Annotated in this window: 11 protein-coding genes; 3 read left to right on the forward strand and 8 right to left on the reverse strand. The window is 67.7% G+C overall.

What is annotated here, in order from left to right; genetic code table 11:
• The first annotated feature begins 162 nt into the window (after nt 1-162).
• From JI745_RS03165 to JI745_RS03175, 3 genes are read left to right on the forward strand one after another with little or no spacing between them, the layout of a single operon-like run.
• Nucleotides 163-2,169 carry a TonB-dependent siderophore receptor gene (locus tag JI745_RS03165; protein WP_201803674.1) on the forward strand — a complete coding sequence of 669 codons (2,007 nt, stop codon included), beginning with the start codon at nt 163-165 and terminating at the stop codon, nt 2,167-2,169.
• Between the two features lie 5 nt (nt 2,170-2,174).
• Nucleotides 2,175-2,720: a YfiR family protein gene (locus JI745_RS03170; protein ID WP_201803676.1), complete on the forward strand. Its 546-nt coding sequence runs from the start codon at nt 2,175-2,177 to the stop codon at nt 2,718-2,720.
• A complete protein-coding gene (locus JI745_RS03175; protein WP_201803678.1) occupies nt 2,717-4,672 on the forward strand; it encodes a bifunctional diguanylate cyclase/phosphodiesterase in 1,956 nt (651 codons plus the stop codon). Before JI745_RS03170 ends, JI745_RS03175 begins: the two co-directional genes overlap by 4 nt.
• Before the next feature lie 3 nt (nt 4,673-4,675).
• On the opposite strand, the gene JI745_RS03180 is transcribed toward JI745_RS03175, so the two are convergent.
• From JI745_RS03180 to rimP, 8 genes are all read right to left on the reverse strand, one after another.
• Nucleotides 4,676-5,767: an enoyl-CoA hydratase/isomerase family protein gene (locus JI745_RS03180; protein ID WP_201803679.1), complete on the reverse strand. Its 1,092-nt coding sequence runs from the start codon at nt 5,765-5,767 to the stop codon at nt 4,676-4,678.
• Nucleotides 5,764-6,657, reverse strand: coding sequence for a DMT family transporter (locus JI745_RS03185; protein ID WP_201803680.1), 894 nt, complete (start codon nt 6,655-6,657; stop codon nt 5,764-5,766). The genes JI745_RS03180 and JI745_RS03185 overlap by 4 nt, the downstream gene beginning before the upstream one ends.
• A 6-nt stretch (nt 6,658-6,663) precedes the next feature.
• The gene (typA, locus tag JI745_RS03190; RefSeq protein ID WP_201803682.1) at nt 6,664-8,493 is read right to left on the reverse strand and encodes a translational GTPase TypA; all 1,830 of its coding nucleotides are present in this window, start codon (nt 8,491-8,493) and stop codon (nt 6,664-6,666) included.
• A complete protein-coding gene (gene truB / locus JI745_RS03195) occupies nt 8,490-9,446 on the reverse strand; it encodes a tRNA pseudouridine(55) synthase TruB (protein ID WP_201803683.1) in 957 nt (318 codons plus the stop codon). The genes typA and truB overlap by 4 nt, the downstream gene beginning before the upstream one ends.
• Nucleotides 9,447-9,450: 4 nt before the next feature.
• Nucleotides 9,451-9,816 (reverse strand): 30S ribosome-binding factor RbfA, encoded by a 366-nt coding sequence (rbfA, locus tag JI745_RS03200; protein ID WP_201803684.1) that lies wholly within the window; start codon nt 9,814-9,816, stop codon nt 9,451-9,453.
• Nucleotides 9,817-9,897: 81 nt separating this feature from the next.
• The gene (infB, locus tag JI745_RS03205) at nt 9,898-12,741 is read right to left on the reverse strand and encodes a translation initiation factor IF-2 (RefSeq protein ID WP_201803685.1); all 2,844 of its coding nucleotides are present in this window, start codon (nt 12,739-12,741) and stop codon (nt 9,898-9,900) included.
• 67 nt (nt 12,742-12,808) lie between these two features.
• The gene (gene nusA / locus JI745_RS03210) at nt 12,809-14,287 is read right to left on the reverse strand and encodes a transcription termination factor NusA (protein ID WP_201803686.1); all 1,479 of its coding nucleotides are present in this window, start codon (nt 14,285-14,287) and stop codon (nt 12,809-12,811) included.
• Nucleotides 14,284-14,826: a ribosome maturation factor RimP gene (rimP, locus tag JI745_RS03215; RefSeq protein WP_201803687.1), complete on the reverse strand. Its 543-nt coding sequence runs from the start codon at nt 14,824-14,826 to the stop codon at nt 14,284-14,286. The genes nusA and rimP overlap by 4 nt, the downstream gene beginning before the upstream one ends.
• Between the last annotated feature and the right edge of the window lie 45 nt (nt 14,827-14,871).

The raw sequence follows: 14,871 nt of genomic DNA on the forward strand, positions 1-14,871 counted from the left end.
ATGGTACCCATGACTTATGCACGATCCCTGGGGCATTCGCTCTAGCAGCGGCCCGGGTTTGGCCCCAGGGCGTCAAGTGCGACGAGGGGCTGCCGATACCGACACATCGTTGTCCCTTTCCAGCGCCCGCTCTTGGGGCCACGCGTTCAGGCGCGCCCACACATGCAGTCTTCAGGCCCCTCCTTCGCCGGCAAGCGACAGTTGCTTGCCGCCGCTCTTGCCACGTCCGTTGCCGTTGCCCTTGCGGCCTTCCCGAGCCCCGGCCATGCCGCAGGCAGCGACGAGCCCTCGCGTCCGCCTTCGGCCAAGGTCGACGCGCTGGCGGCCCTGCCGCTCGACACCCTCCTCGACATGGAGGTCACCGGCGCTTCGCGCTTCGCACAACGGCGCAGCCAGAGCGCGTCATCCGTCACGGTCATCAGCGCGGCCGAGATCCGCGCCTTCGGCTGGCGCACACTCGCCGACGCGCTCACCTCGGTGAAGGGCCTGCAGGTCGCCAACGACCACACCTACTCCTACCTGGGCGTGCGGGGTTTCTTCGCGCAGGGCGACTACAACAGCCGTGTGCTGCTGCTGATCGACGGCAACCGCATCAACGAGAACGTCTATGACATGGCGTTCCTCGGCACCGATTTTCCGCTCGACATCGAGCTGGTCGACCGCATCGAGTTCATCCCCGGCCAGGGCTCGGCAATCTATGGCGCCAACGCGCTCTTCGCGGTGGTCAACGTGATCACGCGCGAGTCCGGTCGCGACGGGCTGGAGGGCAGCCTTTCCACCGGCACCGGCCACCACCACATCGTGCGGGTGGGCGGCACGAAGCGCCTGGAGAACGGCGCCTCGATCTTCGCCTCGGCGTCCCGCACCCGTGCCCGCGGCCCCGAGATCTACCTGGCCGAGTACGACAACCCGCCTGCCACCGATGGCCGCGCGAACAACACCTACGAGCAGCGCAAGAGCCTCTACCTGCGCGCCGAGCAAGGGCCCTGGCGCGCCTCGCTCGTGCATGCCGAGCGCTTGAAAGGTGCCGCGACCTACATCGACTTTGCCTTCAACGACCCGCGCAGCTACTACCACGACACCGAGACGCTGGTCGACCTGGCGTGGGAGCGCGAGCTCGCCGAGAAGACCCGTGCCCAGCTGAGGGGGTTTGCCGGCCGCTACAGCTTCGACGGCGAATACGCCCTCAGCTCCACGCCGGTGATCAACCGCGAGGAGGCCCTCGGCCAGTGGTGGGGCGTCGACGCCCGGCTGCTGTCGACCCGCTGGAGCGGCCACATGCTCGTGGCCGGGGTCGAGTTCCAGAAAGCGCCGCGCCAGAACATCAAGAGCTTCGACCTCGATGCGGCGCAGACGACCTACTGGGACGTGCAGACCCGCTCGACCCGGGTCTCCGTCTACGCCGAAGACCAGGCGAGCCTTTCGGACCGGGTGACGCTCACGCTGGGCGGACGCTACGACCACATGAGCAACGGCCCGAGCGCGTGGAACCCCCGCCTCGCGCTCAACTGGAAACCCAACGACCAGCTCGTCGCCAAGTTCATCCACGGCAGTGCCTACCGCCTGCCCAACCGCAGCGACCTCGTCTACAGCGACGGCAGCCTGCACAGCGAGAAGGTCAGAGGCAACGAGCTCGCGCTCGAGTGGCAGCCCGGCAACCGGCGCCGCTTCAGCCTATCGTGGTACCACAACGCGGCGCGCCACCTGGTGGCCGGCAGCATCGATCCGTCGACGCTGCTTTGGGTCAACCGCAACGTCGGCCGCCTGACCGCTGAAGGCGTGGAGCTGGAGGCCGAGCAGCGCTTCGCCTCGGGCGCCCTGCTTCGCGCGAACGCGACCTTCCAGCACGCGCACGACACCGGCGAGCTGCCCATCGCGCAATACGCGGCGCGCCAGATCGGCAACGTGCTGGTCGCCCTGCCACTGGATGAGCGCTGGACGCTCGGCATGGACCTCAACGCCGCGTCGCGCCGCGGCCAGGCAGCAGGCTACGGCGTCTTCAACCTGACGCTGTCGCAGTCGATCGATGCACGTGGGGCGAGCCTGGCCTTCGGCATCCGCGACGTGTTCGATCGCCGGCCCGACGATCCGGGCAACGACCCCACCCTGCAGCCGCGCATCGCGCAACTCGGCCGCACCTGGACGGCGCGGCTGGACTTCCGCTTCTGACGAGCATGCGCCGCCTCCCTGGGTTCTCGCAATGGCCGTGCCGATGGGCGCTGCGGTGGGCGTTCGCCCTGCCGCTGCTCGCGCCCGGCCAGGCCGCGCATGCGGTGGACGCACCGGAGCTGAAGGTCGCGATCGTCTACAACATCCTGCAGTTCGTCGAATGGCCTGCCGATGTGGACGGGTCGCGTCTCACGCTGTGCGTCGACACGGCCGGCATGCTGGGCGGCTATTTCAAGGCGCTCGCCGGCCGCCCGGTCAACAAGCGGCAGCTCGAGGTCGCCGAGATGGGCGAAGGCTTCGACAGCTGGAAGCAGTGCCAGGCCGTGTTCCTCGACTCCGGCAGCCGCCGCACGGCCGGCTTTGCCGCCCGCCTGCCGCGCACCCTGCCCGTCCTCGTGCTGGGCGACCACGCCGACGGCCAGGGCCTCACCGTGCACCTCATCGAAAGCGCCGGCCGCATCGGCTTCAACGTCGACCTCGCCGCCGCCCGCCACGCCCGACTGCAGATCAGCTCGCGGCTGCTGCGGCTGGCCAAGAAAGTCACCGAATGACCCGACGCCTCTTCGGAAGCTCAACGCCCGCCGCGGCACCGACCCAGGTGCTCGGCCTGCCGCACCAGCGGCTGGCGCACCGCCTCACGCGCGCGGCCGTCGTGGCAGCCGGCCTCGCGCTCGTCTCGGCGGGCGTGGCGCTGAATGTCTTCCTCTATTTCTCCGCGCGCTCGGCCATCCTCGACGACATGATGGTCCAGGCGCGTGCGGTGGCCGACAACAGCGCCCCGGCGGTGCTGTTCGACGACAACACGGCAGCCACCGACACGCTCGCCACGTTGACCTCGCTGCGCAGCGTGACCTCGGCCTATCTCTTCGACGAGCACGGCGAGCTGATCGCCTTCTACCGCCCCAAGCTCGGAGGTGGAGAAGTCGACCCGCCGCTGTCGGTGCACATTGCGGCGCGCACCACCGGGTCGCGCGTGACGGGGCGCCACATCTACGTCACGCAGCCGGTGCTTCACCAAGGCAAGCTCATCGGCCGCCTGGCGATGGCCGTCAGCCTGCGCACGCTGCACCAGCGCACGCTTGCCTTCGCCGGTGTGACCGCGCTGTCCACGCTCGGGGCCCTGTGCCTGGCCTACCTCTTCGCGCTCGGCGTGCGCCGCGACATCCACCGCACAGAAGCACGCCTGGACGAGCTCGCCTACGTTGACGCGGTGACCGGCCTCTACAACCGCCACGCCGCGGGCGAGCACATGCGCGAGCTGGTGTCGCGCCGGCAGCCCTTCGGCGTGATGATGCTCGACCTCGACGACTTCAAGCACGTCAACGACACGCTCGGCCATGCGAGCGGCGACCTGCTGCTGCGCACGATCGCCGATCGGCTGCGCAAGAGCTTCGAGGGGCGCGGGCAGGTGTTCCGCCTGGGCGGCGACGAGTTCATGAGCATCTTCGCGCTGCCGGCCGACGAGAGTGGGCTCGACCGCATCGGACAGGAGTCGATCCGCGTGCTGCGCGAGCCGGTGCGGCTGGGCGCCGACGAGCTCTTCGTGCGAGGCTCCGCCGGCATGTCGTCGTTCCCGTCCGACGGAGCCGACTGGAGCGAGCTGCTGCGCAGCGCCGATGCCGCGATGTATGCCGCCAAGGCCTCGGGCAAGAACGTCTACGCGATCTTCAAGGCGGAGATGCTGCACCGCTCGCAATTGCGGCTCACGCTCGACAGCGAACTGCGCCACGCGATCGCGCGCGGCGAGCTACGCCTGTACTACCAGCCGGTGGTGGCGCTCGACAACGGGAAGATCCTCGGCGCCGAGGCCCTGGTGCGCTGGGAGCACCCCAAGCGCGGCCTGATCGGCCCGGCGGATTTCATCGCCGCCGCCGAAGAGAGCGGCCTCGTGGTCGAGCTCGGCCAGTGGGTGCTGGCCGAAGCCGCCCGCCAGGTGGCGCAGTGGCACGCTGAGGGACACGAGAACTTCTACGTCGCGGTGAACGTCTCGGGCCGTCAGATCAAGCGCGGCATCCTGCAGCGCCAGGTGCGGCATGCCCTGGAGCAGAGCGGCGCCGAGCCCTCGTGGCTGGAGATCGAGATCACCGAGCACTCGCTGGTCGAGGACCTGCAGGCCAATCTTGACTCGCTCGCGAGCCTGCGCGAGATGGGCATGCGCATGGCGATCGACGATTTCGGCACGGGGCTGTCGTCGCTGTCGTACCTGAAGCGCCTGCCGCTCAACAAGCTGAAGATCGACCGCAGCTTCGTGCGCGAGCTGCCAGAGCAGCGCGACGACGTGGCCATCGCCACCGCGGTGATCTCGATGGCGCGGGCGCTCGGCCTGATGGTGGTCGCCGAAGGGGTGGAGACGGTGGAACAGCGCGACGCGCTGCTCAGCATGGGCTGCGACTATGCGCAGGGCTATCTCTTCAGCCGGCCGGTGCCCGCAAGCGAGATGCAGCGCTTGCTGCAGGAGGAGCGCGAAGCAGTGCTCCGGAGCGCGGCGCCCGCGCCGGTCTGACGATCAGGCGAGCCCGCGCAGCGGGTGTGCGTGTGCCGGCCAGGGGCTCTCGAAGAAGGGGTCAACCAAGGCCGGCGTCACCTCGTCGATCGTGGCGGGCTGCCAGCGCGGCTGGTGGTCCTTGTCGACCGCCAGCGCGCGGATCCCTTCCACCGTTTCGCTGGCGGCACCCGGGCGCAGGTGGAAGCAACGGCGCACCAGGCCACGCTCCATGCGCAGCTCGTCGGCCAGCGACATCGCGCGGGCCCGGCGCACCTGCTCGAGCGTGACCGCCATCATCAGCGGCGAGCGCTGGCGCAGGGCCTTCAGCGTGTCAGCCGCCCACGGGTTGCCATCGGCTGCTAGCGAAGCGGCGATGTCGGCCATCGACGCCGCGGCAAAGTGGCGGTCGATCTCGGCGCGGTGCGGCGTGAGCGGCGCATCGCCCACGGCCTGCGACCTTGCTCGCACCACGGCCAGCGCCTGCTCGCTGTTGTCGAGGGGCTGGTCGGCGAGCGCCTCGGCCAGCACCGGCAGCTCGGCCGAAGGCATGAACACATCGGCGAGGCCGACGGCGATGGCATCGGCCGCACCCAGCGCCTGCCCGGTGAGCGCGAGGTACTCGCCGACCCGGCCCGGGCAGCGGCCCAGGAACCAGCCACCGCCCACGTCGGGAAACAGGCCGATGTGGGTCTCGGGCATGGCGAGCTTGCTGTGCTCGGTCGCCACCCGGAGGCGGCAGCCTTGCGCGAGGCCCATGCCACCGCCCATGGTGATGCCGTCCATCAAGGCGATGGTCGCCTTGCCGTAGGTGTGGATGAGGTGGTTGAGGCTGTATTCCTCGGTGAAGAAGTCTTCCAGCGTCGGATCGCCGGCCAACGCGGCCTGGTGGAAAAAGCGGATGTCGCCGCCCGCGCAGAAGGCCGGCGCCTTGCCTTCGCGGCCCGCGCCGCGCAGCAGCACCGCACTCACCTGGTCGTCATGGCGCCACCGCTGCAGGGCCGCGGTGATCTGGCGGATCATCGAGAGCGACAGCGCATTCAGGGCCGAGGGCCGGTTCAGCGTGATCACGCCGAGTTGGCCACGCACTTCGGTCAGGACGGTGTTGTCGCTCATGTTCGTTTCCCTGAGGCGCGCATCGCCACGAGTTCGTTGGCCACCAGTGCGCCGATCACGAGCGCACCACCGGTGAGGGCCGTCGTGCCCGGCGCCTCGCCTGCACCCCACCACGCCCACAGCACGCCGAAGATCACTTCCAGCAGGCCCAGCAGCGACAGCTCGGGCGCGGGCAACACACGGCTCAGGCGGACGACGAGCAGGCAGGGAATGGCGAGCTGGACCACGCCGAGCATGCCGAGCAACGCGACGTCATGCGGCGTGGCCTTGAAGGGCATGGCGAGCGGCAGCGTGACGAGCGAGGAGATCACGGCGCCGATCAGCACCGCGGGCAGCATGTCGTGCGCGTCGTCAGTGCCATGGTTCACGTGCTGCAGCACCGTCCAGTTGATCGCCGCCGCCACCGGCACGGCGAACGCCACCGCGATGCCGGCCAGCGCGCCGGCTTCGTTGGCGCTGGCGCCCTGGCTGAACATCCACGCGATGCCGGCCCCGGCCACCACGATGGCCGCCCAGGTGCGAGGCGCGAGCTTGTGGTGCAGGAAGATGCGTGCAAAGAGCGCGGTGATCAACGGCCCGAGCGCCATCGTCACCAGCACGTTGGCCACACGGGTGAGCGTCAGCGCCACCATGAAGGCGGTGAACATCACCGACCAGCACAGGCCCGAGACCCACACCGGCCACGGCGAGCGCACGAGCCCGCGCCACAGCGCCGGCCCGCGCATCCAGTGCAGCGCCAGCCCCAGGCCCAGCGCGTTGAAGGCGCTGCGCCAGAAGGTGACTTCAAAGCTGGCCGCCGCATCCAGGTGGCGGGTGACGACGCCGGCGATGCTCCAGAGGAGCGTCACCAGCACCATCAGCGCGGCTGCGCGGCCGTGGGTGAGCCGCATCCGAACTTACGCGGCTTCGCGCGAAGCGCGCTTGCGCTCGTGTTCCTTGAGGTGGCGCTTGCGCACGCGGATCGACTTGGGCGTGATCTCGACCAGCTCGTCGTCGTCGATGAACTCGACGCCGTATTCCAGCGTGAGGTCGATCGGCGGCGTGATCTTGATCGCATCTTCCTTGCCCGACACGCGGAAGTTGGTGAGCTGCTTGGTGCGGGTGGCGTTGACCACGAGGTCGTTGTCGCGGTTGTGGATGCCGACGATCATGCCCTCGTAGACCGGGTCGTTCGCCTTGACGAACATGCGGCCGCGGTCGTCGAGCTTGCCGAGGGCGTAGGTGAAGATCTCGCCGTCGTCCATGGAGATCAGCACGCCGTTCTTGCGGCCGCCGATCTCGCCCTTGTGCGGCTCGTAGCCGTCGAAGATGTTGCTGATGAGGCCCGAGCCGCGGGTCAGGTTCATGAACTCGTTGCTGAAGCCGATCAGGCCACGCGCCGGGATGCGGTACTCGAGGCGCACGCGGCCACGGCCGTCCGGCTCCATGTTGACCATCTCGCCCTTGCGCTCGCCGAGGGCCTGCATCACGCCGCCCTGGTGCTGCTCTTCCACGTCGGCGGTGACGAGCTCGATCGGCTCGCACTTCTCGCCGTTGATCTCCTTGAAGACCACGCGCGGCTTGCTCACCGCAAGCTCGTAGCCTTCGCGGCGCATGTTTTCCAGGAGGATGGTCAGGTGCAGTTCGCCGCGGCCCGAGACTTCGAAGATGCCGTCTTCGTCGGTCTCCTTCACGCGCAGCGCGACGTTGTGCTGCAGTTCCTTCTGCAGGCGGTCCCAGATCTGGCGGCTGGTGACGAACTTGCCCTCGCGGCCGGCCAGCGGGCTGGTGTTCACGCAGAAGTTCATCGTGAGGGTCGGCTCGTCGACCTTCAGCATGGGCAGCGGCGCCGGGTCGGTCGGGCTGGTGACGGTGACACCAATGCCGATGTCTTCGATGCCGTTGATCAGCACGATGTCGCCGGGGCCGGCTTCGGTGGTCTGCATGCGGTCCAGGCCCTGGAAGGTCAGCACCTGGTTGATGCGGCCCTTGGTGGCCTTGCCGTCCGGGCCTTCCATCACGAGCACGTCCATCGCCGGCTTGAGCGTGCCCTGGCTGATGCGGCCCACGCCGATGCGGCCGACGAAGGAGGAGAAATCGAGCGCCGAGATCTGCAGCTGGAGCGGGGCGTTCGGGTCGCCGGCGTTGGGCGGCACGTGCTTCAGGATGGTGTCGAAGAGCGCCGACATGTCGGGGCCCCACTGCTCGCCGGGCGCGCCTTCGGTCAGCGAGCTCCAGCCGTTGATGCCGGAGGCGTAGACCACCGGGAAGTCAAGCTGCTCGTCGCTTGCGCCGAGCTTGTCGAAGAGGTCGAAGGCGGCGTTGATCACCGCGTCGGGCTTGGCGCCCGGCTTGTCGACCTTGTTCACCACCACGATGGGCTTGAGGCCGAGGGCCAGTGCCTTCTTGGTCACGAAGCGCGTCTGCGGCATCGGGCCTTCCTGCGCGTCGATCAGCAGCACCACGCCGTCGACCATGGAGAGCGCACGCTCGACCTCGCCGCCGAAGTCAGCGTGCCCCGGGGTGTCGACGATGTTGATGTGGGTGCCCTGCCAGCTCACCGCGCAGTTCTTCGCCAGGATGGTGATGCCGCGTTCGCGTTCGATGGCGTTGTTGTCCATCACGGTGTCGACGACCTTCTCGTGTTCGGCGAAGGTGCCGGACTGGCGGAGCAGCTGGTCCACCATGGTCGTCTTGCCATGGTCGACGTGGGCGATGATGGCGATGTTGCGGATCTGTCTTGTCATGTGAAGCTCTCTTGCGCAGGATGGGTGTTGAGGAGGCCCTGCACCTCCAGCGGACTCAGGAGCCGCGTTGAAATCAGTTCACCGGCGGTGATGTGGCCGCTGCCCAGGAAGGCCTGGGGCTGCGGGCCGTAGACACGCACCTGTTTGGTGTCGGCGAGCGGTGTGCGGCGGCGCACGCCACTGAGGAATCGGCCAGCGTCTTCGTCGTTCAGGCGCACCAGCGGGCAATCGGCCAGCAGCGTGTCGGCGGGTTGCAGCAGCGCATCGCGCTCGGCTTCGGTCTTGGCCGCCAATTGTTCCAGGGTCACGGCGCCCGTGAGCGTCAGCGGGCCGCTGCCGGTGCGGCGCAATGCGGACAAATGCGCGCCACAGCCGAGTGCCTCGCCGATGTCTTCGGCGAGCGTGCGGATGTAGGTGCCCTTGCTGCAGCGGACGTCGATCACGAGGCGGTCATGCTGCCAGTCGAGGATGTCGATGCTGTGAATGGTGACGCTGCGGGCGTCGCGCTCGACGTTCTGGCCGGCGCGGGCGTATTCGTAGAGGGCACGGCCGTCCTTCTTCAGTGCCGAGTGCATCGGCGGCACCTGGTCGATCGGGCCGGTGAAATGCCGGCAGGCGGCGTCGATCTGCTCGCGGGTCACGGCGACCTCGCGTGTCTTCGTCACCTCGCCTTCGGCATCGGCCGTCGTCGTGGTCTCGCCGAGCTTCAGCGTGGCGGTGTAGCGCTTGTCGGCGTCCAGGCTGACCTGCGAGAACTTGGTCGCAGCACCGAAGCACAAGGGCAACAGGCCGGTCGCCAGCGGGTCGAGCGTGCCGGTGTGGCCGGCCTTCTCGGCGCGGTAGAGGCGCTTGGCTTTCTGCAACGCGTCGTTGCTCGACAGGCCGAGCGGCTTGTCGAGCAGCAGCACGCCATGCACGGCGCGCTTGGGGATGCGGACGCGTTGCGGCTCCATCGGCTCAGTCGTCTTTCGCTCGGCTCGAGTTGGCTTGCTGAATGAGCGCGCTCAGCTCGGCGGCACGCTCGGTGGTGCGGTCGAACTGGAAGTGCAGCGTCGGCACCGTGTGGATCTGCAGGCGCTTGAAAAGGCCATTGCGCAGGAAACCGGCCGCTTCGTTGAGTGCTGCTTCGCACTCGGCCACGTCGCCCACCAGCACCGAGAAGAACACCTTCGCGTGCGCGTAGTCGGGCGACACCTCGACCGCCTGCAGCGTGACCATGCCGATGCGCGGATCCTTCAGCTCGCGGATCAGCTCCGACAGATCGCGCTGGATCTGGTCGGCAATGCGGAAGCCTCGGTTGGGGATGGATCGTTTGTGTCGCATCGGGTACTCCTTTCAGGTGCCCTCAAAGACAAACCCCGCCTTGTTGCGGGCGGGGTTTGCGTTCGAGGCCAACTCCGCGCCTTACAGCGTTCGCGCCACCTCTTTGAGTTCGAAGAACTCGAGCTGGTCGCCTTCCTTGATGTCGTTGAAGTTCTTGAGCTTGATACCGCACTCGAACCCCGCCGCCACCTCGCGCACGTCGTCTTTCAGGCGGCGCACCGATTCGACTTCGCCGGTGTAGACCACCACGTTCTCGCGCAGCAGGCGGAAGCGCGCGTTGCGGCGCACCACACCCGCCGTGACCATGGAGCCGGCCACCGTGCCGATCTTGGAAGCCACGAACACCGTGCGGATCTCGGCGGTGCCGATGACCTCTTCGCGCTGCTCGGGTGCCAGCATGCCGGTCATCGCGGCCTTCACGTCATCGACCGCGTCGTAGATGATGTTGTAGTAGCGGATGTCGACGCCGTTGTGCTCGGCCAGCTTGCGCGCGCCGGCATCGGCACGCGTGTTGAAGCCGATGAGCACCGCCTTCGAAGCAATGGCCAGGTTGACGTCGGACTCGCTGATGCCGCCCACCGCGGCGTGCACGATCTGCACCTTGACCTCGGCGGTCGAAAGCTTGAGCAGCGACTGCGCCAGCGCTTCCTGCGAGCCCTGCACGTCAGCCTTGATGATCAGCGGCAGGGTCTGCGCCTGGCCTTCGCCCATGTTCTCGAACATGTTCTCGAGCTTGGCGGCCTGCTGCTTGGCGAGCTTCACGTCGCGGTACTTGCCCTGGCGGAAGGTCGCAATTTCACGGGCGCGGCGCTCGTCGGCCAGCACCATGAACTCGTCGCCCGCCTGCGGCACGTCGGTCAGGCCCTGGATCTCCACCGGCAACGACGGGCCGGCTTCGGTCGCGTTCTTGCCGTTCTCGTCGAGCATGGCGCGCACGCGGCCGTAGGTCGAGCCGGCCAGCACCACGTCTCCACGCTTGAGCGTGCCCGACTGCACCAGCACGGTTGCGACCGGGCCGCGGCCCTTGTCGAGCTGGGCTTCGATCACGAGGCCCTTGGCCGGTGCGTCCTTGGCGGCCTTGAGTTCCAGCACTTCGGCCTGCAGCAGCACCTGCTCCAGCAGGTCGTCGATGCCCTGGCCGGTCTTGGCCGACACGGGCACGAAGGGCGAATCGCCGCCGAATTCTTCAGGCACCACTTCCTCGGCCACGAGCTCGCTCTTCACGCGCTCGGGGTTCGCTTCGGGCTTGTCGATCTTGTTCATCGCCACGACGATGGGCACGCCCGCCGCCTTGGCATGGTGGATGGCTTCCTTCGTCTGCGGCATCACGCCGTCGTCGGCTGCCACCACGAGGATGACAATGTCGGTCGCCTTGGCACCACGGGCCCGCATCGCGGTAAACGCCGCGTGGCCGGGGGTGTCGAGGAAGGTGATCATGCCGCGCGGCGTGTCGACGTGGTACGCGCCGATGTGCTGCGTGATGCCGCCGGCTTCGCCCGCGGCCACACGGGCACGGCGGATGAAGTCGAGCAGCGAGGTCTTGCCATGGTCGACGTGGCCCATCACGGTCACGACCGGTGCGCGAGCCAGCTGCTCGTACTGCGCTTCGACGGCTTCGTCCTCGAGGAAGGCATCGGGGTCGTCCAGCTTGGCGGCAAAGGCCTTGTGGCCCATTTCCTCGACGAGGATCATGGCCGTCTCCTGGTCGAGCTGCTGGTTGATGGTGACCATCTGGCCCAGCTTCATCATCTGCTTGATGACCTCGGAGGCCTTGACCGACATCTTGTGCGCGAGGTCGGCGACGCTGATGGTCTCGGGCACGTGCACTTCCTGCACCTGTTGCTCGACCGGCGCGACGAAGGTCGACTGCGCCGAATCGCCACGGTCGCCGCGGCGGCCGCTGCGGGGCGCACGCCAGCCCGGGCGGGCGCTCGCGCCGGCCGGTGCATCGTTGCGGCCCTTTACGGCACCACGCTTCTTCGCGGCATCGTCGGCCCAGCTCGAGGAGAGCTTTTCCGACTTGATGGATTTCTTGTCGCCCGGCTTGGCGGCCGTGGTCGAGGCCGGCGCAGCACCTGGTGCGGCGGTCGGCTTGTGGATCGTGCCCTTGATGCCTTCCTTGGCGGCTTCAGGCTTGGGCGCCTCGACCGGCTTGGCCTGCAGCACCTTCTTGGGCGCGTTCATCATCGCGCGGATGGCCTGGGCTTCGTCCTCGGCGGCCTTGCGGCGCTTGGCCAGGTCTTCTGCGCGCTTCTTTTCTTCGTCCACCACATCAGCGGCCTTGACCACACGCAGTGCGGGCTTCGCAGCTTCGACCGGCGCCGGTGCGGGCGCAGCAGGTGCGGGCGCGGGCGCAGGCTCGGCCTTCTTGCCGGCAGCGGCAGCAGCGGCCTTGGCCGCGGCGGCTTCAGCCTCGGCCTTGGCGGCGGCTTCCGCGGCTTCGCGGGCGCGCTGCTCGGCGGCCTCGCGCTCGCGCTGCTCCTGCTCTTCACGCAGGCGGCGCTTCTCGGCCAGCTCGGCTTCCTGGCGGCGCAGCAACTCGGCCTGAGCGTCGGCCTCGGCCTGGCGGCGGGCGAGTTCTTCTTCGCTCACGACCGGCGCGGCCGGCTCCTCGGGCGCAGCCTCGTCACGCTTCACGAACGTGCGCTTCTTGCGCACCTCGACCTGGATGGTGCGAGCCTTGCCACTGGCATCGGCCTGCTTGATCTCGCTGGTCGACTTGCGGGTGAGCGTGATCTTCTTGCGCTCGCCGCCGGCGGTGCCGTGCGACGTGCGCAAGAAGTCGAGCAACCGCTCCTTGTCGGATTCGGTCAGCGCGTCTTCGGTCGATTTCTTGGCGACGCCGGCCGATTGGAGCTGCTCGAGCAGCGCCGCTGCGGAGCGGTTCAGCTCGGCGGCCAACTGGGCAACGGTGGTCACTGCCATTGTGGGATTCCTTGCGTGGGTCTTGCGGTGCGGCTGCGTTCGGTGGGCGGGTGTGCGGTCGAGGCGATCAGGTGGTGAACCAGTGTTCACGCGCCTTCATGATCAGCGTCTTGGCCTCGTCCTCGCCCACGCCGGTCAGGTCGGTGAGTTCGTCGACGGCCAGGTCAGCCAGGTCATCACGCGTGTGCACGCCACCATCGGCGAGCTTGGCGATGAGCTGGGGCGTGAGGCCGTCGAGGTCCTTCAGGTTCTGCGAGACGTCGTCGACCTTCTCTTCGCGCACGATTTCCATCGTGAGCAGCGCGTCCTTGGCACGGGTGCGCAGCTCGTTGACGGTGTCTTCGTCGAAGCCTTCGATCTCCAGCATTTCCTGCATGGGCACGTAGGCCACTTCTTCCAGGCTGCTGAAGCCTTCGGCGATCAGGATGTCGGCCACTTCGGCATCGACGTCGAGCTTCTCGACGAAGAGCGTGCGCACCGCATCGCTCTCTTCGTTCTGCTTCGCCTGCGATTCCTCGGCGGTCATGATGTTGATCCGCCAGCCGGTCATTTCGGACGCGAGGCGCACGTTCTGGCCGCCGCGGCCGATGGCGATCGCGAGGTTTTCCTCGTCGACCACCACGTCCATCGCATGGCGCTCTTCATCGACCACGATCGACTGCACGTTGGCCGGGGCCAGCGCACCGATCACAAATTGGGCCGGATCCTCGGACCACAAGACGATGTCGACACGTTCACCGGCCAGCTCGTTGGTCACGGCGTTGACGCGCGAGCCCCGCACGCCGACGCAGGTGCCGATCGGGTCGACACGCTTGTCGTGCGAGATCACCGCGATCTTGGCGCGCGAGCCGGGGTCGCGGGCGCAGCTCTTGATCTCGAGCAGGCCTTGCTCGATCTCGGGCACTTCCTGACCGAAGAGTTCGATCATGAAACCGGGGGCGCTGCGCGAGAGCATGATCTGCGGGCCGCGCAGGGTCGGGTCGACGCCGGTGATGAAGGCACGCACGCGGTCGCCCGAGCGCAGGTTTTCCTTCGGGATCATTTCGCTGCGCTTGAGGCGCCCTTCGACACGGCCTGACTCGACGATCACGTCGCCCTTGTCGAGACGCTTGACGGTGCCGACGAAGATCTTCTCGCCGCGTGCGAGGAAGTCGTTCAGCAACTGCTCGCGCTCGGCATCGCGGATCTTCTGCAGGATGACCTGCTTGGCCGCCTGCGCACCGATGCGGCCGATGGTCACCGACTCGACCGGCTCTTCGATGTAGTCGTCGACCTCGATGTCGGCAATCTGCTCCTGGGCTTCGAACAGGAGGATTTCGGAGTCAGGCAGCTGCAGGCCGGCCTCATTGGGCACCACGTGCCAACGGCGGAAGGTCTCGTAGTCGCCGCTTTCGCGATCGATGGTGACGCGGATGTCGACCTCACCGCCATGCAGCTTCTTGCTGGCCGAGGCGAGGGCCGCCTCGACGGCGTTGAACACGACTTCGCGATCCACGCTCTTTTCGCGCGAGATGGCGTCCACCAGCATCAGCAGTTCACGATTCATTGCTTGTGATCTCCGTCTACTTCATCAGCCGTCGCCGGGCTGCCCTCGTCGGACTGCGCGGCCGGCAGGAAACGCCGGCCCTTGAAGTCCAGTTGGGGCACCAGGCGGGCCTCCTTTACTTCTTGGAGCGAAAAATCCAGGGCGGTCTCGGTCTTCCCGTCGAGGAAGACCAATCGCCAGCCCTCAGGCAGCGCCTCGAGCGTGCCCTTGTAGTGCTTGCGGCCCTGGAAGGCCACCTTGAGGCTGAGCTCGATTTCCTGCCCGGCAAACCGCTCGTAATCGGCCTGCTTCTTCAGCGGCCGGTCCAGCCCGGGCGACGACACTTCCAGGCGCTCGTAGGCGCAACCCTCGACCTCCAGCACGTGCTGGAGCTGACGGGTGACCTTCTCGCAGTCTTCGACGACGATGAACTCGCCTGCCGGGTCATTGGCCACACGGTCGATGTAGACACGCAGCAACCCCTTGGCGCTGCGTTCGCAGTCCACGAGGTCGTAACCGAGCCCGGTCACGGTGTTTTCAACGACGGTTTGCCAATTCAAGGTTATGCAGCGCCCAAAAGCATCAAAGCAAAAAAAAAGGGCTGG

This window comes from Piscinibacter sp. HJYY11 (genome assembly GCF_016735515.1).
Lineage (GTDB): Bacteria > Pseudomonadota > Gammaproteobacteria > Burkholderiales > Burkholderiaceae_C > Rhizobacter.

Excerpts from the sequence above, each read along its gene's own strand:
- JI745_RS03165 (WP_201803674.1), top strand. The coding sequence starts at position 163 with ATGCAGTCTTCAGGCCCCTCCTTCGCCGGCAAGCGACAGTTGCTTGCC.
- JI745_RS03170 (WP_201803676.1), top strand. The coding sequence starts at position 2,175 with ATGCGCCGCCTCCCTGGGTTCTCGCAATGGCCGTGCCGATGGGCGCTG.
- JI745_RS03175 (WP_201803678.1), top strand. The coding sequence starts at position 2,717 with ATGACCCGACGCCTCTTCGGAAGCTCAACGCCCGCCGCGGCACCGACC.
- JI745_RS03180 (WP_201803679.1), bottom strand. The coding sequence starts at position 5,767 with ATGAGCGACAACACCGTCCTGACCGAAGTGCGTGGCCAACTCGGCGTG.
- JI745_RS03185 (WP_201803680.1), bottom strand. The coding sequence starts at position 6,657 with ATGCGGCTCACCCACGGCCGCGCAGCCGCGCTGATGGTGCTGGTGACG.
- typA (WP_201803682.1), bottom strand. The coding sequence starts at position 8,493 with ATGACAAGACAGATCCGCAACATCGCCATCATCGCCCACGTCGACCAT.
- truB (WP_201803683.1), bottom strand. The coding sequence starts at position 9,446 with ATGGAGCCGCAACGCGTCCGCATCCCCAAGCGCGCCGTGCATGGCGTG.
- rbfA (WP_201803684.1), bottom strand. The coding sequence starts at position 9,816 with ATGCGACACAAACGATCCATCCCCAACCGAGGCTTCCGCATTGCCGAC.
- infB (WP_201803685.1), bottom strand. The coding sequence starts at position 12,741 with ATGGCAGTGACCACCGTTGCCCAGTTGGCCGCCGAGCTGAACCGCTCC.
- nusA (WP_201803686.1), bottom strand. The coding sequence starts at position 14,287 with ATGAATCGTGAACTGCTGATGCTGGTGGACGCCATCTCGCGCGAAAAG.